The sequence below is a fragment of the Salinisphaera japonica YTM-1 genome (assembly GCF_003788585.1).
GTDB classification, from domain to species: Bacteria; Pseudomonadota; Gammaproteobacteria; order Nevskiales; family Salinisphaeraceae; genus Salinisphaera; species Salinisphaera japonica.
Genome location: NZ_AYKG01000004.1, coordinates 36,461 through 54,331, shown reverse-complemented (window position 1 = coordinate 54,331; position 17,871 = coordinate 36,461). Strand labels below are relative to the sequence as shown.

Here is a 17,871-nt window from a genome sequence, read left to right as displayed (position 1 = left end):
ATGCTCGAGCGCCTGGCGGCACGCGCCCCCGTGCCGGTATTCGTGGCCATGGGGCGCGACCGCGCCCCTGCCGTCGAGCGCTTGCTGCGGAATGCGGATATCGACGTAACCGCCACACCCCGGCACGCCAGTATCCTGTTAGTCGCGGGCCGCGTCCGGGATAGCGACCAGGCCTATCTCGACCGACTCCACGACCAGCTGCCGCACCCACGCGCCACGTTCTGGTGGGGAGACGAACAGGGCGACGACGTGGACGAAGCGCGGCGCGCTGCGTCATCCGACGATCCCGTAGTGGCTTTACGCGTGCTTTACCGCAACCTGATTTCCGGCGCCCATGCATCGGAGACCCACCGGCTCGCGGACGAGCCACCCGCACCCTGGCGCGGCAAGGGCGATCACGGTCAGGGCGGCGAAGGGATGATGGGTGGCGTGCCCTACGGGCGCATGATGCCCATGCCGCCGACGCCGGATATTCGCGACGGGCTAACGCTGGATGTCTACACCACCCAGATCGGCCCGTTCATGCCGTACTGGCCCGCTGGACTGGTACTGGAGGTGACGTTCCAGGGCGACGTGATCCAGTCAGCCGAAGTGGTTAACCCAACCTATCCGCCGCGCGACGTCGATCGCGTACCGTTCGATCACTTGCTGCACGAAACGACGGCCCTTGCGCAGATCGAGCGAGCACGCGCTGCGCACCATCTCGTGTGCATCGCCCGCCTCCTGTCGCTCGTCGGATTGCCAACACTGAGTCGGCGCGCCCAAATATTGGCGGCACGCGTACGCGCGAACGAGACCATCGCTATTGCGCCGCTGCGAAAAGCGGCCGCCCGATCCGGTTTGAAGGCTGCACTCGCGCCGGGGCTCGGTCGGATCGATGACCGACTGGCGCGTGAACTCGGCGGCCCGGTACAACGCGCTGCCGGCCACGCCATCGACCACCGCAGCGACAACCCAACGTACACACGACTCGACTTCACGCCGGTCATGCAAACACAAAGCGACTGTCGAGCGCGTCTGGCGCAGTGGTTCGACGAAGCCGAACAAGCGCTGGCGCTCGTTTCGGCGGCACCCGACGCGATGATCGACCATGGCGCACTTATCGAGGCGCCATGGGCGCATCGGGCACCGCCGATCGATTATCGCGTAACCGAGCTGTTACCGGGGCTTGAATGGAGTGAGGCGCTGCTGGTGCTCAACAGTTTCGATAGCGCCGCGCTGTGTCGCATGGCGCCACTGGAGGCCCCATGACCCCGATCGTTCTAACCATGACCTGGGTCGCTTTCCTCCTCGGCATGGCGTGGTACATAGCCGTGCTCGACGGGCTCTGGGCGGCCGCGCGCGAAGGTCGACAGCCGCGCGCGCCGCTCGCCAACCCGCTCTACCGGTGCGCCACGATACTGCGTCAACAGTCCAACCTGACCGAAGCGCCGGATTTGCTGAACTGGCGTCTGGCGCCTGCACTGTATGCCGGGCTGGCCGGTACCGGCGTCGCACTCGTGCCCTTCTCCAGCGCCAGCGTGCTTGCGGACCTCGAAGTCGGCATCGTCTGGTGGGGCGCCGTCGAAGCGCTGACGGTCGTGGTCGTCTTCCTGCACGGTTGGTCGGCCAATTCTCAACTCGGCCTGATCGGCGCCTACCGCTATGTCGCCATCGGGCTACCGGTGATGCTGATCAGCATGTTCGTGCTTATCGCGGCGGCATTGCCCGCCGAGTCGCTGGCCGTTCCGAAGATCATCGAATCCCAGCACGAACTCTGGAATGTCATCCGCCAGCCGCTCGGGCTCCCGCTGTTCCTGCTGCTTGGCCTGTCTCTCAGCTTCAGAGGCCCGTTCAACTATGCGGACTCGGCCGATCTGGCCGACGGCACGGCCTCGGAGATCTCGGGAGCGGCGCGGCTGGTCTGGGAATTCGCGCGCCTGGCCATGCTGGTGGCAACGGCGGCCATGGCGGCGACCGTATTCCTCGGCGGCTATCTCGGGCCGGTGCTGCCGGGCCCGCTCTGGCTGCTGCTCAAAACGGCCGTGGTGCTCGTGCTGCTGGTTGCGCTCAGCCACTTATTTGCGCGTATTTCACCGAGCCGGATGCTGACCTTGATCTGGATCGTGCTCATGCCGCTGGCGTTCATCGATCTCGTCTGGGCCGGACTGGTGGCGCTATGAGCGTTGTGGACGATATGGCCTTCTGGATCTTCGCCCTGACCGCAATCGTGTCCGGCTGGCGGGTTTTCTGTACCGATTCGATGGTGCGCGCATCGTTTTTGCTGCTGGCCTCGTTCATCGCGGTCGGCCTGATCATGCTGCTGCTCGGCGCACCCTACCTCGGCATTGCGACCATTTTCATGATGGGCGTGGAGATGATGGTCATGGCCTTGTTCATGGTCATGTACATGATGAATCCCGCCGGCCTGAACCCGATGGTCATGGTGCATCAGCACCGTTTTTCGATCGGCGCGGGTATCGCTGCGTTTGTGGGTCTGGCGGCGGTGATGCTGGTCACCGACTTTGCGGATAACCCGGTCGCTTCCGACGCGCGCGTGGTAACGGATCTCGGCAAGGAACTGCTCGGCGACTCGATGCTGATCTTCGAAACCGCGGGCGTGACCCTGCTGGCGACCATGGTGGCCAGCGTGATCCTGTCGAGCCGCAGCGGGCGCTTCGGTCCCGCGGACGAAGGCTCTGTTCCGCCGCCCCTGGAACCGGGCGGTCAGCCGGCCGGACGTCTGCCCGAGGAAGGCGGCGGCCACGGCCATCACCATCATTGAGGAGACGAGAACAATGACCCTCACCGCTATCCTGCTCGTGGCCGCGGCCCTGATCGGCATCGGCCTCTATGGCACGCTTTCCCAGCAGTCGTTCGTCATGCTGATGATGGGCCTGGAACTCATGCTCAACGGCGTACTGCTGGCCGCAGTCGGCTTCTGGTCGCTGGCCGCCGGCGGCGTGCCGACCGGGCAACTGCTGGCCATCGTCACCATGGCCGTGATGGCGGTGGAAATGTCGGTGGGCTTTGCGCTGATCACCGCGGTCTATCGCAACCGGCAGGCCGATATGACCGAAAGCCTCGGCACCATGAAGCACTGATGCTCTGGTTACTCGCGCTCATCCCGATTCTGGCTGCTCCGGCGGTTTTCCTGCGCGCAGGCGAGCGCCGCGCGACGCTGGGTATCGCCGCCGCTGGCGTGTTAGCCGCCACCCTGGCACTCGCGATCTGGGCCGCGCTCGGCGGCTGGAGCGGACAGCTGGCGTGGAGCGGGGCACTACGGCTCCAGGTTGGGTTGACCGATTTCTCCGCCGTGATGGCGATCCTGGTGCCCGCGGTGGCTCTGCCGGTCGTGGTCTATGCGACGGCCCACGAGGACAGCCAGGGCCTGAAGCGCCTGATCGCCCTGCTGCTGTTGTTCGTCGGTGCTATGGAACTGCTCGTGATCGCGGCCGATCTGTTGACGCTGCTGATCGGCTGGGAACTGGTGGGGGCCTGTTCCTGGGCGCTGATCAGTCACCGCTGGCGCGACGCCGACAATCCGGCGGCCGGACGCTATGCCTTCGTAGCGACCCGGCTCGGCGATCTCGGCCTGTTCCTGGCCGCGATGGCGGCGTTTACCGGCACTCGCAGCTTCGCCTTTGCCGGGCTGGGCCAGCTCGACGGTCCGCTGCAGCAGCTGCTGGTATTCGGCGTGTTGCTGTCGGCCGCGGCCAAATCCGGCCAAGTACCGTTTGCGCCCTGGCTGTTTCGCGCGATGGCCGGTCCGACCTCAGTATCGGCGCTGCTGCATGCGGCGACCATGGTCGCGGCCGGCGCCTATCTGCTGATCAGGCTGCATCCGGTACTCGATAGCGCCGCCTGGTTTGGCCCGGTCACCATCGGCATCGGTCTGGTCACAGCCCTTGCCGGCGGCACGGTGGCGCTGCTGCAGCCACACGCCAAAAAACTGCTGGCCGCCTCGACCTCGGCCCAGTACGGGCTCATGTTCGTCGCTGTCGGCGCCGGCTATCCGGGCGTTGCGCTCGCGCATATGGTGAGCCATGCGGCATTCAAGGCATTGCTGTTCCTGGGTGCCGGCATTGCCGGCGAACAGGCCGGCAGTTTCGAGCTGAGCCGCATGCGCTTTGCGCGCACCCTGCCCTATGTAACGGTCTTGAGTGCGGCGGGCGCGCTCGCGCTGGCCGGTGTGCCGCCGCTGGGCGCGGCCTGGACCAAGGAGGCGGTGATCGCGGCCGCCGGCCACGCCGGGCCGACGCTGGCGATCGCAGTCATACTTGCCGGCGGTCTGAGTGCGGCCTATGCGATGCGTTTCCAGTATTCGGTCTTCGGTCCGGGCGACGAGGCCGGGCACAGCGCCAAGCCGCCATACCGGCTGGAGACCGTGATGCTGGCCCTGCTGGCCTTGGCCTGTGTCGCACTCGGCGCACTCTGGCTGCCGGGTGTGCGCGACGCGCTCGAACAGGGATTTGCCGCAAGCCTGCCCGCGTTCAAGCGCTGGGAGACCATCGGCTCGCTGATCGCGGTCGCGGCCGGTCTCTATGCGGGCCTGCTGGTCGCCCGTCGCGATCCGGCCTTGGGCGGCGACGGCGCGCTGGCCGCCAGCGCCGACTGGCTCGGCCTGCCGGTCGCGATCCATCGGCTCGTCGTGGCGCCGACCAGCCAGCTGGCGCAATACAGCGCCCGATTCGACGACCACGTCATCGATTATACGGTCGGGCGTATCGCCGCCGCGGCCACAGCGATCGCCCAGACCGGCTGGCATTTTCTGGAACGCCTGGCCGATGGCCTGCCCGAAGGGTCCGCGCGCTGGGTCGCCCTCGGCGGCGAAGACAGCCGTCGCCTGCAGACCGGCCTCTCCCATCATTATTTCGCCCTCATCGCGATCGGGGTCGTGGTGTTGACCCTAATTCTGCTCGCAGGGAGCTGACATGCTCACGCTGACTATTCTGGTTCCCTTGATCGGCGCGCTGGCGATCCTTTACGTCAACGAGGACCGCTGCCGCAAGGTGGCCTGCGTGCTCGGCGCGATTCCGCTGCTGCTGCTGATCATCGCCTGGATCGGTTTCGATACCGGAGCGGGCGCGCCGGTCTTTCAATGGGTCGAGAGCTATCCCTGGATTCCCTCGCTCGGGGTCGGCTGGCGCATGGGCGTGGACGGCATCGCCCTGGCGATCGCAACCATGAGCGCCCTGCTGTTCGTGGCCGCGATCGCCTGGCCGGCCGAAACCCAGGGTCGACCGCGCCAGTACTACGCCTGGTTTTTATTCCTGGAAGCGGTGTCGCTGGGCGTGTTCCTGACCCTGGATCTGCTGCTGTTCTATGTGTTTTTCGATCTGAGCCTGGTCGGACTGTTCTTTCTGATCGGCCGCTGGGGTCACGGCGACGCCCAGCGCGCCGCGCTCAAGTTCTTTGTCTATACCTTCGCCGGCTCGCTGGCGATGCTGCTGGCGATCATTGCTCTGGTGCTGACCACCGATCCGGTCACCTTCGACATGCGCGAACTCATCGCGCGCCAGCCGCTGGCCGGCATGGACGTGCGCGGCGCGCTGGTGCTGCTCGGTTTTGTCATCGGTCTCGGAATCAAGACGCCCTTCGTGCCCTTGCATACCTGGCTGCCGCCGGCCCACGTCGATGCGCCCGGCCCGGCGTCCGCGATCCTGGCCGGCGTGCTGCTCAAGATGGGCACCTACGGGCTCATCCGTATTCCGTTTTCGATGATGAGCGCGACCTTCGCGCGTTACGCCTTCGCGCTCGGAATCGTTGCGGTGGTCTCGATTCTCTGGGGCGCGCTGGTGGCGATGGCACAGCGCGATCTCAAGCGCCGGATTGCCTATACCTCGGTCAATCACATGGGATACTCGCTGCTCGGCATCGCCGCAGCCGGCGCCCTGGTCGGCGGTGGCGAGCAGGCCGCGCGTCAGATGGCGTTGACCGGCGCGACCGTCGAGATGGTGGCCCACGGGCTGATCACGGGTTCGTTGTTCCTGATCTGCGGCGTCTTCTGGCAGCGCGGCCGTGAATACGATCTGCAAACCTACGGCGGCCTGGCTCAGGTTGCCCCCCGACTCACCGGCTTCGCCGTACTGGCCTCCTTTGCCAGTCTCGGCCTGCCGGGGCTGGCCGGCTTCGTGGCCGAGCTGCAGATCTTTGTCGGCACCTTCGGCGTCTATCCGTGGCTGGCGGCGATCGGGCTCGTCGGCATCCTGATCACCGCGGCCCTGTTCCTGCAGATGCTCCAGCAGCTGTTCTTTGGCGAACTGCCCGCGCGCTGGTCCGATTTCAGCGACCTCGGCCGGGTCGAAACCCGGATGCTGACGGTACTCGCGGTGCTGGTGGTTGTCATCGGCATCTACCCGGTCTGGCTGCTGACCTTGATCAACAGCACCACGGCGGTGCTCACCGGTGGGCCATAGCATGCCGATCGGCGACGTCCTGCCCGAGATCAGTGTCCTGGTCAGCGCGGTCGTGCTGCTGCTGGCCGCCTCGTTCATGCGCCAGCAGGACCACTGGCGGCTTGCCATCGGGGCGCTCGCCAGCCTGTTCGCCGCGGCCGTGCTCTGTGCGCTACAGCTGGGCGAGCCGGCGCGGCTGACGTTCGCCGGCGTCTGGGCGCTCGACGGCGCGAGTATTTGGGCTCGCCTGCTCATTCTGGCCACCACCGCGATCTGCGTGGCGCTGACCCCGGAATGGCTGCGCAGCGATCGCCGCCACGGTGAGTATTACGCCATGCTGTTGCTGGCAGCACTTGGAGCCATGCTGCTTGCCGGGGCGGCCGATCTGCTGCAGCTAGTCATGGCGGTGCTGCTGTCGTCGGTCACCGGCTATACGCTCGCGGCCTACCACCGCGCCTGGCCGCTGTCGGTGGAAGCGGGGATGAAGTATTTCCTGGTCGGCGCGCTCACCAATACGCTGCTCATGATCGGGGTGACGCTGCTCTTTGGCCTGTTCGGCAGCACGGATTACGCGCAAATAGCAAAAGCCGCCACCGGCGCGCCCCAAATCATGGCACTGATCGGATTGACGCTGGTCGTGGTCGGCGTCGCCTTCAAGCTGGCGGCGGTGCCGGCCCATACCTGGATGCCCGACGTGTCCGAGGGCGCGCCGCCACCGGCTGCCGCGTTTCTGACCGTGGCCCCCAAGATCGGCGCGGCCATTGCGCTGGCACGGCTGGTGACAATCTTTCCGGCCGACGTTGTCGCCTGGCGGCCGCTTGTCGCCACGCTTGCCGTGGCCACCATGACCATTGGCAATCTCGGGGCGCTCGGCCAGAGCGACGTGCGCCGGCTGCTGGGCTGGTCGTCGATTTCACAGTCCGGCTATGCTCTGATGGCGGTTACCGCGGTCGGCCTGAACGCGCAGGCGATACCGGCCTTGCTGTTCTTCCTGGGCGCTTATGCGGCCGCCAATCTGGCAGCATTCGCGGCGGTCACGCAACTGCGCGGCCGGACGAATCTTGCCGATTACCGCGGGCTGGCGACGGCCCGGCCCGGGATTGCTGCGGTGCTGGTGGTGAGCTTTCTGTCGCTGGTGGGCATCCCGCCGCTGGGCGGTTTCGTCGGCAAGCTGGCGCTGTTCGTGACCACGATCGAGGCCGGCTATGCCTGGCTGGCCGTGATCGCCGTCATCAATACAGTCGTTTCGTTAGTCTATTATCTGCGGGTACTCGGTCCCGTGTACTTTGGTGATCTCGACGGGCCGGTGCCAGTACTCGGTGGCTGGGCCCAAAAGGCGCTCTATCTGGCTACGTTGTTGACGATCGGTCTCGGTATCCTAGCTGAACCGCTATGGTCTGAGCTTGGGCGAGTAATGCTGCTACCTTAAGGATGTTGGTGTGATTTCACGGCGGCTGGAGGACACCGAGTGTCAGGCGCTGTATAACCGCATAATCAGCCCCTTTCGGGGGCGCCCAGGCGGGTATTCGCTACGACACCAGCCCCGGTGCCGACCGCGCCTTCGCCGTGCTTGGCATACAGAGTCTGGCACCTTACTGGCTCGAGTCCGATACCGCACTATTCGTCAGCGAGGACGGCGACGTGAGTTTCCGCGGCGAGTTCAAGTACGAGTTGCCGCTCAGCTAACGCTTGATCCTGCAGCCGCGCCTGGAACTCGGCGCCAGTGCCAACGACGTACCCGAGTACAGTCTGGGCCAGGGCGTCAACGACACCGAGATGGGCCCGTGCCTGTGCTACGAGATCAAGCGCGAGTTCGCGCCCTACGTCGGCGTGCGCTACGAGGCGCTGCACGGTGAGACTGAAGACATCGCTGAATGCGAAGGTGAAGCGACCTCGTCGACCGCATTCGTCATAGGCATCAGGGCCTGGTACTGAGCGTCGCGAGGGTTCTACGCCGTTTTCGCGACCTAGACTTTCAAATCCGGCAACGCAGAGGTACACCAATGACCAAGATCGCAACGCTTTACCGCATGGTGATGGACGATCACCTTTGTCCATTTGGCCTAAAGTCCAAGGACTTATTGGAGCGTCAAGTGGACTTGTCCGGGTCCATTAGACACTTCTGACCTATGATTTGAGCTCATCCGATAGCAAGTCACTGATGAGAGTTGCACGTATCTAAAGGTGCTCGGCTGGCCGTGCCTGGCATCGTCGATCTGTCGGACATCGCCGCCGAAATAGATGGTGTCGCGAAAGTCGTGCTCGAATCCGTCCAGGAGATGCTGCTCAAGGTCGCGCTACAGATGGCGCACGATGATTAGATTACGAGGATCGCCGTGCTCGTCAGCAGCCAGGCATCGAGCCCGCCAAACAACAAGCAAGTACCGTGATCTGTACGAGTCAAATACATCGCGGCTATCGCGTCAAATCGGCAACCTCGCCCCCAAAGCAGTGATGTAGCCGCGGCAAGCTGTGCATGTGTCGGCGGATGTGTAGGTGTACAATACGATTGAGTCAGTACTGCAGAGTTGATTATGGCCACCAATCACGAAGAGCCTAGGATGCTGCGCAAGCAGTATCACCTGAGCGCTGCGCATGTACGTCGAATCGAGACGCTGCGTGCCGAACTCGGGCTGAGTTCCGATGCCGAGCTTATCCGGCGCGCCATCGATACTTTTGATTCGGATGCGCTTAATGCATCCGAGCAAGAGATAGTCGAGGCAACGGCCGCGGATCTGCTCAGGCAGATCGAAGACCTGAATACGAAGATTGAGGGCACACTTGAACGTGCCACCAAGGCACGAAAGCAGCTTACCGATCCGGCATGGATAGAGCGTATCCGTGAGCGCACACGGCGTGAAGCTGCCGAGGATCCGGCGCTCATCTCGGGCGTCGCCCATTTGATCCAGGCCTAGCGATGAGTGTCTGGACAACGCTTCTTTCCGCTGGCCGCGAGATGACCGTGGTAACCGAGCGTGTCGACAGATTGCGCGCCGAAGTAGATGCGTTACACCAATCGGTCACGGCCAATACAGAACGGTTGATCCGCATTGAAACGCTGATCGACCTGGCACGAGAACGACAACGCGAGATTCCGACACAACAACGGTCCGATGAGTGAGTTAATCGGCAACAAAACGTGGGCCGGCTATTGGCGCTCGATGCGCGATGAGGCGTGGTTATCATTTCATGACTGGTTGGGTACACCTGCTCGTCTGACGGCGTGGACCGAGCATTTTCCGGCCGATGACGTGCCCGCTATCAGTGTTGCATCCAGCGGTATCGACGAGACTTTGGTAGCCCCATGGCATCGATTCGGTCAATGGCCCGTGTTCATGTTTCCACGCCGCGAAGATGGCCTACTTACAGGCTGGGCTCGTGACTCATTTGGCGATTACCGAGGACACCGACGAACGTGTCAGCCACTTCTGGATTTCGCGTCGACTACCAAGCGGCAAGTGGCCATTGATATACGCGATATTGATGGTCTGAGCTGCTCTAAAGGACCCTTAGAAAAATATGATTGTCTGACCGACTTTGTACGCCATGAATGCAAGAAAGAACTTGGCGAAGCCGATGAAACTGCGTTCTACCGAGCGCTGGCCCACGATGAAATTCGCATCATCCACTGCGAGAATCCCGCTGATCATTTGTCGTCCTATGCTTGGGACGGTCGGGTTTTTCTATCGAACGTTGGCGGTAGCCATCATTTTGCTGTAGCCCAATATCTCTCACGCTCCTTCGATCTCCCTGTGATTATCGAAGCGGAGATTCATCAGACCTCCCTGAACAGCTTCGCAATCGAAGCCCTGAGCGACGAATTCGACATATTCGCTGCTCACGCCGAAGCAAACTCCGAATGCGTTTTCATCGATGCCATGAGGCCGTTTGGCGCCGCCTTCTACTGGATTCCCTTGCCAGACCGGTTCGGTCCTGCCAGCGCTATTTTTCTACCGCGCAGCGACCAGCGCGCACGGCGCGCCGCAGATGTTCTTCGCGACGCCGGCTTCACCGATCTTTGTGCTTTGCTGCTCGATATTGCCAAAAAGCAGCAGACGGTCGGTGACCGAGTCATTGAGCTAGGCGCAGACGCGGTGCCGGGCCGTATCAATGAAGCGTTACGCAACCGAATTTCAGAGCAACTTGCCCATTTATAGCGATCGCATCAATCTGACGTGCGCTGCCATGGCGGCCTTCGCTTGACGGAACGTTTCTAATCTGGTTGCCTTACACCTGAAACCCTACCGCTAGGTTGATAGCGGCCCTTGAAGTCTCTCCGGATCGCGAACAGAGACGCCTTTCGAGGTTCGATCCATTCTTATAAACCTGCTGCTTTTGCGGCATCTTCCAACCCACTCTTGGGGATCATCATCCCCAATGAGGGTGTGGTGTATCCCCTATTCCAGGAGAAACACCATGTCTGAATATTTCGATCTTCACACGCAGGGTATCGGCTATCTGAACCGCGTCCGCGAAGTTCGCCCCAAGAACGGTTCGCCGTTCTGGGCTTGCGACATCGCGGCACTGCACGGTTCCAAAGATAACGTCAATCACACACGTTTTGATTGCCGTGTCAGCGGTGCCCAGGCGATCGAACTGGTCCCGCAGTATCAGAATGCCGTAGCACAAGACCGCAAGGTCTTGATCGGTTTCCGGCTCGGAGATCTGTATCCCGACACGTTCACCTATTCCAAGGGCGAACGTGCCGGCGAGACAGGCATCAGCCTGAAAGCCCGCCTGCTCTACATCGGCTTCATCAAGATCGATGGCGAGACTGTCTACAGCACCGAGACGGAATCCGACGACGGCGAGGAACCGGAATCGCAAAATAGCGACGCTGGATCCGAGACCGCCCCCGAACCGGAAGCGGCCACGCCTGAATCGCCCGAGTCGGATCCTGACGGCATGCCGGCCGAAGTCGCGCTGTCGAAAGACGATCCCGACTTCCAGGAGCGCAAAGCCGCGCTCAAGGAAGCAGGCTATCGTTTCGACGGCCAGGACAAGGTCTGGCGTCTGCCAGCTGCTACCGCGGCCTAATCGGCCAAACCAATCGGGACGTTCGCGTCCCGATTTTTACTTCGCTTTCAATCCCATCGGGGGACATCGTTCCCTGCGGGATCGGTGTTTCCCCGTTTTTTTATGGAGAAACACCATGGCTAAAACCAACATTCGGCAACAGATCACCGATCAGTTCATTCACGCACTGGAACAGGGGACACGGCCCTGGCGCTGCCCCTGGGATCAGACTCAGACATTCAACATCCCGGTCAATCTGTCCACGGGCGATGACTACCACGGCATCAACGTGGCCATCCTATGGGCGATGCAGCTGGATCAGAAGTACAGCACCGGCCACTGGCTCACCTACCGACAGGCCCAGAAGCTGGGCGGTCAGGTTCGCAAGGATGAGCACAGCACACCGGCTGTTTTCTACAAGGCCATCGAGAAAGAGACCGACGAAGTCGACGCAGACGGCGAGGCTGTCACAGAAAAGATTCGTATTCTGCGATACTTCAATGTCTTCAATCTCGATCAGATCGACGGCCTCGAAGCCCCGGATCCGCGACCGCGGTTCGGTTTCGAGCCAATCGAGGCGGTCGAGCGGATCGTTAATGCCATTGGGATTACCGTTCTGCACGGCGGCACACGGGCCTGCTATCAACCGAATACGGACATCATTGCGATGCCCGACCGCGATCGGTTCAGTTCGGCGGTGGATTACAGCGTCACCGTTCTTCATGAACTGGCCCACGCCACCAAGACGCGGGATCGCTGCAATCGACCTAAGTACGAGACCACTGTTCGCAAGGGCGCTTACGCGTTCGAGGAGCTTATCGCCGAGATTACAGCCACTTATGCGATGTCAGCGCTCGGCCTGCACGGCCAGACCTTCGAGGATAGCGCGGGCTATATCGATTACTGGCTCAGTATCCTCAAAGAGGACCAGTCAGCGATTTTCCGGGCGGCGGCTCAAGCCGAGACCGCCTATCAATGGCTGATTGGCCACCTGCAGACACAGGAAACGCCCAAAACGGCCTGAACCCACACAGCCCCGCACAACGCGGGGCTTTTTTTCGGTTCATCGCACTTTACCGGGAATGACTCGCGTAATGGAATCATGCGAGTATAAGCAGCAACGATTTCATCCGTACCGTTGCGGTTATCAACGGCCCTTGCTGCTTCGGCAGCAAACTCCGCTCGGATCGTGAGACGGAGTGTCCTTTCGAGGATCCGATCCTGCGTTCTCGGTGGGCACAGACGCTCAATCTCAGCCCATCGACAGCCGGGAACGCTTCACATAGCGCCAGGTGTGTACTGGCGCCCCTCTTTTAGCTGATTCAGGCGTGGTTGCGCCGTGGCCTTCCCAGGGCCGGCTTCCGAGCCGATCACGGGAAGGCCACGGCCTTCCTTGACCACGCCGGCTGCCCGTCTCCGGAAGTTGACGGCGCCCCTTTGTGCGGTAATCCGTGCCCAAAGATGAATCAGGTTCCGACGCCCCGATCCCGAACCCGCATGACCGGGCCTTACTGACGGCGAGGCCGATATCATAGCCTTGGGGCACTCCTCCAATCAGGCGATGCGCGCTTTCACGGTGCGGCGCGTCGCGAGCAACACGCTCAATACGGTAGTCACCCAGGCCGCGCCGATGCGCGGCCTTTCACGTTGCAACAGCGGTGACGGCGAAGGGCCGAAGGGCTGGTGCAAAGGGCCGAATGGAATAGGTTTTTCAATGGTAATGGGCTTACCCGGTCAAAGGTCGCTATAGAGCCCGTTGAAAGGGCGAAAGGGTATAAATTCACTCGGTGCCCGAGTGAATTTATTGCACCCAGAACCCGGTCCGATCCAGCATGATCGCTCATCATGATCGTTTCGCGTTTCAAGAAATGGCTGCGCCCCAGCGAGGACGCTGGAACGGCCGATGGCCCCGAACGCCATCGTTTCAAAGTTCTAGCGTCATCGGAATTGCTCGCCCCGTTTAAAGGCGAGCTCGCAGCGATCCGTGCCCGCGCCGGCGTGCCGGCTGAACATTGGCGATCTCTGTACCAAGCGGTCTTCGATAATTATGCGGCCCTGGTTCAGCGCCTTCCGGCGTCGGAATCCCATCATCACGGGGGCGTTGGTGGGCTGCTACAGCACGGTATCGAAGTCGTGCGCCACACCTTGGATCTGAAACAGGGCGTCATCCTCCCGCGCGGCGAAGCCCCGGAGGTTCAATCTCGAGTGCAGGATCTGTGGACGTATGCCTGCGTTACCGCCGCCCTGCTCCACGATCTCGGTAAACCGGTCACGGATCAGTGCATCACGCTTTACGAGGGAACATATGGCCGGCGCAGCGCTTGGTCGCCGGTTCACGGGTCGATGCCGATCGGGGCAACGTATTCCATCGACTTCAATCCGAAGCGTGTCTATCGCCACCATGAGCGGATCCCGCCGCTGCTGGCGCACCATCTCATGCCAACCGAAGGACTACGGTGGATCGCGGGCGATCAGAGCGCACTACATAACTGGCTCGCGGCCATTCAGGGTGATCTCACCGACGCCGGCGCCATCGGTGAAATCGTGGGTAAGGCGGATGGCTTGTCGGTCGCACGCAACCTCAGTGGCCGCAAGAACGTGCAACTGCCGACAGCCAAGGCCAAGCCGCTTGTTGAGCGCCTGATCACTGGTCTGCGTTATCTGCTGGATAACGGCGAATTGCCGATGAACCGTCGCGGCGCGGCGGCCTATCTCGACGGCGACACGCTTTGGCTGGTGTCCAAGACCACACTCGACAAGCTCCGCACTCATCTGATCGAGGAAGGCCAGACCGGCATCCCGACACGGAATGATCGGCTTATGGACGAGTTGCAACAGCACGGTCTATTGGTTCCCAACGAAGACCGCGCAGTCTGGCTCTGCTCGATCACAATCGCCGATTGGCAAAAGCAACTGACGTGCCTTCGATTTCAGGCAGACCAGATTTGGCCAGACTCGTCCCGTCGACCCGTCGTTATGGATGGATCTGTCGAGTCCGTCATGGCCGATCAGCAAAAGACAAAGCCCAGCGAGACATCGCTCCAGAATGAGCCGTCGGTTGAGAACCAGAAAGCACCTGCCACCGGCGCCTCATCACCGCACGGCGATGTTGGCAATCAATCGACTGCGGTAAGCAACGCGAGTAATGAGGACGCACTAGATGAGTTACCTTTACCGTTCAACATTGAGGCTAATTCGGCGGTCGAGGACGCCGCTGCTACAGAACCTAGCTCGTCGGCTCCTGAATCAGACCCACAACCGCATCAGGGTGATGGCCACGTCGACGGCATGGATTCCAGCGAGGATGCGGGCGAGCGATTCCTCGCCTGGCTAAAACAGTCGATCGAGCTTGAATCGGTACCAATCAACACCGCCCAGGCGCGGATCCATGTCGTGCCGGAAGGTTTAGCGCTAGTCTCACCGCGGATATTCCGCGATTTTGACTCAGCGAATTGGAGCCACGCACAAAAGCGGTTTCAGAAGCTGAGACTACACCGGAAGACACCCAACGACGAAAACATCTGGACATGCCGGGCAACAGGCAGCCGGAAACAGTCTCTGCTGAAGGTGATTCTGATTCCGGATGCCGCTGGGTCGCTCGGCGTGAATCTACCAAAGCCGAACGCGGCGATCACATTGCTACAGACGGAATGAATTGCTTTCCTCGGCTCGCTCAGCAAAATACCGTTTATCATCGGGTTATCGATGCTCGACAGTCATCAGCCTTATCAGATGACAATTCGTTGCGCCGATTTCACTGCCGCGGACATGGCCGAGTCGGCCAGCGAGGCCGTATCTGACGGATTGCCCGCGTTTCGCGCCTTGCGCACTTTCGCGAGAGGTTTGAGAATTCGCTGTAATAGGCGCGGCTCTCGTGACAGCTAACAGCCTTCAAACTGTGTGAGCTGTCATTTACATATGGTCGTCGAAAATAGCTTTTGGCGGAATTTAGACACAGGTGTATTACGCTCGCGCAGCCTTCCTGGAATATCTAGTCATACAACGCTGGGGGTATTTTTGGGGGTACGTTATACTTGGATAAAATTAAAAACATTTATTATCATTGCCTTATATTTTATTTATTGGAGCCGCCCCGGCACCACGCGACATCTCGACCCAAATAGTGTGGCCCTGACAGCAGTCGGCGCCTCGCAAGGGGTCGTACGCCGTGTGCCGATCGGCACCGACTCTCCTTAACGTTTACTCAGCCTCCGGTCATGGCTTTGCCATCTCACCGCGGGCAAAGTGCGTCTGCGCCGCGGGCGGTGTAACGATTTCCAGTCAGTGGCTGCGGGCTGGATGTGGGCCTGGAACATTTTGTCGACGGGGCCCAACCCCAATGGTTGTTTTGCAACAACCCGGTGTGCCCGTACGTGTCTTGCCGTCTCGCTGGCAACATCCTGCAAAGCTCCGGGAATGCGTCTGACAGGCCATCCGTAACGCACGCTCCGTACGCGCACGGATAGCAATCAGACACGCACGCTCTATTATCTCGCGCCCTCATTCATGGATAGCGACTGGCCAGGCTACGGGCGTGGGCCAATCATCTAAAAAGAAAAAGAGTATTGATATGTGGTCTTGGATCATGGACAACGCCTCCGGCCTATCGGCCGTGGGGACGTTTCTCACACTGCTGGTATGGCTGTTCTATGCCCAACTGTTGCTGTACAGCTTTCAGCGTCAACGCCGCTCGCGGTTGTTGATCAACCAGGCCTATGGCAACGATACAAGCTCGATCTGTCTGTTGAGCAACATGTCGCATGAGCCGGTCTATATCCAGCTGCTGCTGATCACGCTGTCGACCAGCCAAGGAGAGACGACGTGTTCGATCACCGATATCGATCGGTCCCGCGGCGAACAGCCGGATCTCAAGGACGGCTCGGTGACGCGCCAGGGCCCGTTGAACTCCGGATGCTCGATGACGACCGGCAGCTTCAACGATCTGATCCTGCAGGCGGCCCGCGAGAATTCGGTCACGAATATCGACAACGATGATCTGACCACCCTGGGCCTGCAGTCGATTCGCATGACGGCGATCATCAACTATGGCCCCGACGGAAACTCCATCGGCTTCGAGCGCGACTTTTTGATTCAGGGTGAAGCGGCTAACGGCGATGATCTCAAGATCCGGCCGCAAAGCGTGTCCACCATGCGGTTGAAGAACCGCCGCTCGCGCAAGCGTATGGCGCGCTGGATCGAAGCAATGAACTGATGATCATACGCCGGGCCCACACGCAGCGCGGAACCTTTGACGCGCTGTATCATCCAAGCCGGCAACTCTTTATCAAAAGGCTCCAGCCTTGCCCGAGCAATCCTTTCAACCGGCCGCGCCATCCGCGACCGGTTATCTCGCCGTTGATCCGGCCCGTGATCCGGTCGGTGCCCTGCATCCGCGCCTGGCCGGCGACTGTCATCTGCTGGGCCGGCTCGAGCGCGCCAGCGTGTTGTTGCATCGCAACGCGCGCGTGGCCTGGTTGATTCTGGTCCCCGATACCGATGCACGCGGCTGGCACGAACTCGACGACGCCGAGCATGACCGGATCAGCCGCCAGGTTCGTGATCTATCGATCACGGCCGGTGAGTTCTTTGTTGCGGACAAGATGAACGTCGCCGCCATTGGCAACGAGGTGCCGCAGATGCATGTGCATGTGGTCGCCCGGCATGAAAACGATGCCTGCTGGCCCAAACCGGTCTGGGGCCACCTGCCGCCGGGCGATGATTACACGGCGTCTCGTATCGATACGATCACGGCGGCGCTGGCCGATGCGCTGAATCTGAAGGCCGTGGCGCGAGGCAACGCCCATGCCTGAGACAACGCTCGAAGAACTGGAAATCCGTATCGCGTATCAGGACGATACGATCAGCCAGCTCAGCGAACAGATCTATCGTCAGGATCAGGCGCTGTCGCGCCTGGCCGCGCGCTGCCAGGCTCTGGAACAACGCCTGACGCAGATACAGGAACAAGGCGACGACACGCCGTCGCCGACCGACGAGCGTCCGCCGCACTACTGACAGCGCGCACAAAAAAGCCGACGTCGAAATGACGTCGGCTCGTGTCCACGGTCGATTCGGCAATCAGAACTGGATACGGCCGCCGCCGCCACCCTGGCCACCGCCATAGTTTTCCTGACCCGGCACCTGGATCTTCTGGCTCTGCTGGCGCTGCATTTCCTTGAGCTCGTCGATCGCTTTCTCTGCGGCCTGATTGACCGCGTCCGGGAATTTCTCGATCGCGCCCGCCAGATCGTCGGCCTCAAGCTCGAACGACAGCGGCAGGCTGCCCGCGGGGGTCATCAGGCTCGCCGAGCCTTCGTAGTGCACCTCGCGCGACGCGTCGTCGTCGCCGCTGGCGGTTACCGGAATCAAGCGACGAATGCTGCCGACCTTGAGATCCGTGAAGGATTCCTCGCGGTACATATTGTCGGCATCGATCTTGATTTCGGGCATGTTCTCGGCCATGGCCTGATCCTTTTAGCTT

18 protein-coding genes and 2 pseudogenes are annotated in these 17,871 nt (G+C 61.5%); 19 read left to right on the top strand and 1 reads right to left on the bottom strand.

All coding sequences use genetic code 11. The annotated features are described in order from the left end of the window. The 19 genes and pseudogenes from SAJA_RS02375 to SAJA_RS02280 all read left to right on the top strand — a co-directional run bounded on the left by SAJA_RS02375 (position 1) and on the right by SAJA_RS02280 (position 17,405). Positions 1–1,251 (top strand): NADH-quinone oxidoreductase subunit D-related protein, encoded by a 1,251-nt coding sequence (locus tag SAJA_RS02375; protein WP_184999710.1) that lies wholly within the window; start codon positions 1–3, stop codon positions 1,249–1,251. Next, positions 1,248–2,162, top strand: coding sequence for an NADH-quinone oxidoreductase subunit H (locus SAJA_RS02370; protein ID WP_245963208.1), 915 nt, complete (start codon positions 1,248–1,250; stop codon positions 2,160–2,162). Before SAJA_RS02375 ends, SAJA_RS02370 begins: the two co-directional genes overlap by 4 nt. Then, positions 2,159–2,764 carry an NADH-quinone oxidoreductase subunit J family protein gene (locus tag SAJA_RS02365; RefSeq protein WP_123657064.1) on the top strand — a complete coding sequence of 202 codons (606 nt, stop codon included), beginning with the start codon at positions 2,159–2,161 and terminating at the stop codon, positions 2,762–2,764. The genes SAJA_RS02370 and SAJA_RS02365 overlap by 4 nt, the downstream gene beginning before the upstream one ends. 13 nt (positions 2,765–2,777) lie before the next feature. Further along, positions 2,778–3,083 carry an NADH-quinone oxidoreductase subunit NuoK gene (gene nuoK, locus SAJA_RS02360; RefSeq protein ID WP_123657063.1) on the top strand — a complete coding sequence of 102 codons (306 nt, stop codon included), beginning with the start codon at positions 2,778–2,780 and terminating at the stop codon, positions 3,081–3,083. Next, positions 3,083–4,912, top strand: coding sequence for an NADH-quinone oxidoreductase subunit 5 family protein (locus SAJA_RS02355; RefSeq protein ID WP_123657062.1), 1,830 nt, complete (start codon positions 3,083–3,085; stop codon positions 4,910–4,912). The genes nuoK and SAJA_RS02355 overlap by 1 nt, the downstream gene beginning before the upstream one ends. Position 4,913: 1 nt before the next feature. Continuing rightward, positions 4,914–6,398 carry a complex I subunit 4 family protein gene (locus SAJA_RS02350; RefSeq protein ID WP_123657061.1) on the top strand — a complete coding sequence of 495 codons (1,485 nt, stop codon included), beginning with the start codon at positions 4,914–4,916 and terminating at the stop codon, positions 6,396–6,398. Between the two features lies 1 nt (position 6,399). After that, positions 6,400–7,806, top strand: a complete 1,407-nt coding sequence (locus tag SAJA_RS02345) for an NADH-quinone oxidoreductase subunit N (RefSeq protein WP_123657060.1) — start codon at positions 6,400–6,402, stop codon at positions 7,804–7,806. A gap of 95 nt (positions 7,807–7,901) precedes the next feature. Then, a pseudogene (locus SAJA_RS15315) lies at positions 7,902–8,312 on the top strand (copper resistance protein B). A gap of 68 nt (positions 8,313–8,380) precedes the next feature. Beyond that, positions 8,381–8,470: pseudogene (locus SAJA_RS15515) on the top strand (glutaredoxin family protein); the annotation flags it as partial. 75 nt (positions 8,471–8,545) lie between these two features. After that, complete coding sequence (locus SAJA_RS02325; RefSeq protein WP_342777533.1) at positions 8,546–8,698, top strand: recombinase family protein; 153 nt, start codon at positions 8,546–8,548, stop codon at positions 8,696–8,698. Positions 8,699–8,911: 213 nt separating this feature from the next. Beyond that, positions 8,912–9,292: a hypothetical protein gene (locus SAJA_RS02320; RefSeq protein ID WP_123657057.1), complete on the top strand. Its 381-nt coding sequence runs from the start codon at positions 8,912–8,914 to the stop codon at positions 9,290–9,292. Positions 9,293–9,294: 2 nt separating this feature from the next. Then, positions 9,295–9,498: a hypothetical protein gene (locus SAJA_RS02315; RefSeq protein WP_123657056.1), complete on the top strand. Its 204-nt coding sequence runs from the start codon at positions 9,295–9,297 to the stop codon at positions 9,496–9,498. Next, entirely contained in the window at positions 9,491–10,534 is a 1,044-nt protein-coding gene (locus tag SAJA_RS02310) for a DUF6685 family protein (protein WP_123657055.1), read from the top strand. Before SAJA_RS02315 ends, SAJA_RS02310 begins: the two co-directional genes overlap by 8 nt. 220 nt (positions 10,535–10,754) lie before the next feature. Next, a complete protein-coding gene (locus tag SAJA_RS02305) occupies positions 10,755–11,414 on the top strand; it encodes an STY4534 family ICE replication protein (protein ID WP_425471632.1) in 660 nt (219 codons plus the stop codon). Between the two features lie 115 nt (positions 11,415–11,529). Then, positions 11,530–12,417, top strand: coding sequence for an ArdC family protein (locus SAJA_RS02300; protein ID WP_123657053.1), 888 nt, complete (start codon positions 11,530–11,532; stop codon positions 12,415–12,417). Positions 12,418–13,238: 821 nt separating this feature from the next. Then, on the top strand, positions 13,239–15,047 hold the full coding sequence (mobH, locus tag SAJA_RS02295) for a MobH family relaxase (protein WP_123657052.1): 1,809 nt from the start codon (positions 13,239–13,241) through the stop codon (positions 15,045–15,047). A 916-nt stretch (positions 15,048–15,963) separates the two neighbouring features. Then, positions 15,964–16,605: a hypothetical protein gene (locus tag SAJA_RS02290; protein ID WP_123657051.1), complete on the top strand. Its 642-nt coding sequence runs from the start codon at positions 15,964–15,966 to the stop codon at positions 16,603–16,605. An 88-nt stretch (positions 16,606–16,693) separates the two neighbouring features. Next, positions 16,694–17,203 carry an HIT domain-containing protein gene (locus SAJA_RS15415; RefSeq protein ID WP_123657050.1) on the top strand — a complete coding sequence of 170 codons (510 nt, stop codon included), beginning with the start codon at positions 16,694–16,696 and terminating at the stop codon, positions 17,201–17,203. After that, positions 17,196–17,405 carry a SlyX family protein gene (locus SAJA_RS02280; RefSeq protein WP_123657049.1) on the top strand — a complete coding sequence of 70 codons (210 nt, stop codon included), beginning with the start codon at positions 17,196–17,198 and terminating at the stop codon, positions 17,403–17,405. The genes SAJA_RS15415 and SAJA_RS02280 overlap by 8 nt, the downstream gene beginning before the upstream one ends. A gap of 63 nt (positions 17,406–17,468) precedes the next feature. On the opposite strand, the gene SAJA_RS02275 is transcribed toward SAJA_RS02280, so the two are convergent. Continuing rightward, positions 17,469–17,852, bottom strand: coding sequence for a hypothetical protein (locus SAJA_RS02275; RefSeq protein ID WP_123657048.1), 384 nt, complete (start codon positions 17,850–17,852; stop codon positions 17,469–17,471). Positions 17,853–17,871: the final 19 nt, after the last annotated feature.

Bases quoted from the DNA above. Each gene is read 5' to 3' on its own strand.
- SAJA_RS02375 (WP_184999710.1), top strand. From the start codon at position 1: ATGCTCGAGCGCCTGGCGGCACGCGCCCCCGTGCCGGTATTCGTGGCC.
- SAJA_RS02370 (WP_245963208.1), top strand. From the start codon at position 1,248: ATGACCCCGATCGTTCTAACCATGACCTGGGTCGCTTTCCTCCTCGGC.
- SAJA_RS02365 (WP_123657064.1), top strand. From the start codon at position 2,159: ATGAGCGTTGTGGACGATATGGCCTTCTGGATCTTCGCCCTGACCGCA.
- nuoK (WP_123657063.1), top strand. From the start codon at position 2,778: ATGACCCTCACCGCTATCCTGCTCGTGGCCGCGGCCCTGATCGGCATC.
- SAJA_RS02355 (WP_123657062.1), top strand. From the start codon at position 3,083: ATGCTCTGGTTACTCGCGCTCATCCCGATTCTGGCTGCTCCGGCGGTT.
- SAJA_RS02350 (WP_123657061.1), top strand. From the start codon at position 4,914: ATGCTCACGCTGACTATTCTGGTTCCCTTGATCGGCGCGCTGGCGATC.
- SAJA_RS02345 (WP_123657060.1), top strand. From the start codon at position 6,400: ATGCCGATCGGCGACGTCCTGCCCGAGATCAGTGTCCTGGTCAGCGCG.
- SAJA_RS02320 (WP_123657057.1), top strand. From the start codon at position 8,912: ATGGCCACCAATCACGAAGAGCCTAGGATGCTGCGCAAGCAGTATCAC.
- SAJA_RS02315 (WP_123657056.1), top strand. From the start codon at position 9,295: ATGAGTGTCTGGACAACGCTTCTTTCCGCTGGCCGCGAGATGACCGTG.
- SAJA_RS02310 (WP_123657055.1), top strand. From the start codon at position 9,491: ATGAGTGAGTTAATCGGCAACAAAACGTGGGCCGGCTATTGGCGCTCG.
- SAJA_RS02305 (WP_425471632.1), top strand. From the start codon at position 10,755: ATGAGGGTGTGGTGTATCCCCTATTCCAGGAGAAACACCATGTCTGAA.
- SAJA_RS02300 (WP_123657053.1), top strand. From the start codon at position 11,530: ATGGCTAAAACCAACATTCGGCAACAGATCACCGATCAGTTCATTCAC.
- mobH (WP_123657052.1), top strand. From the start codon at position 13,239: ATGATCGTTTCGCGTTTCAAGAAATGGCTGCGCCCCAGCGAGGACGCT.
- SAJA_RS02290 (WP_123657051.1), top strand. From the start codon at position 15,964: ATGTGGTCTTGGATCATGGACAACGCCTCCGGCCTATCGGCCGTGGGG.
- SAJA_RS02280 (WP_123657049.1), top strand. From the start codon at position 17,196: ATGCCTGAGACAACGCTCGAAGAACTGGAAATCCGTATCGCGTATCAG.
- SAJA_RS02275 (WP_123657048.1), bottom strand. From the start codon at position 17,852: ATGGCCGAGAACATGCCCGAAATCAAGATCGATGCCGACAATATGTAC.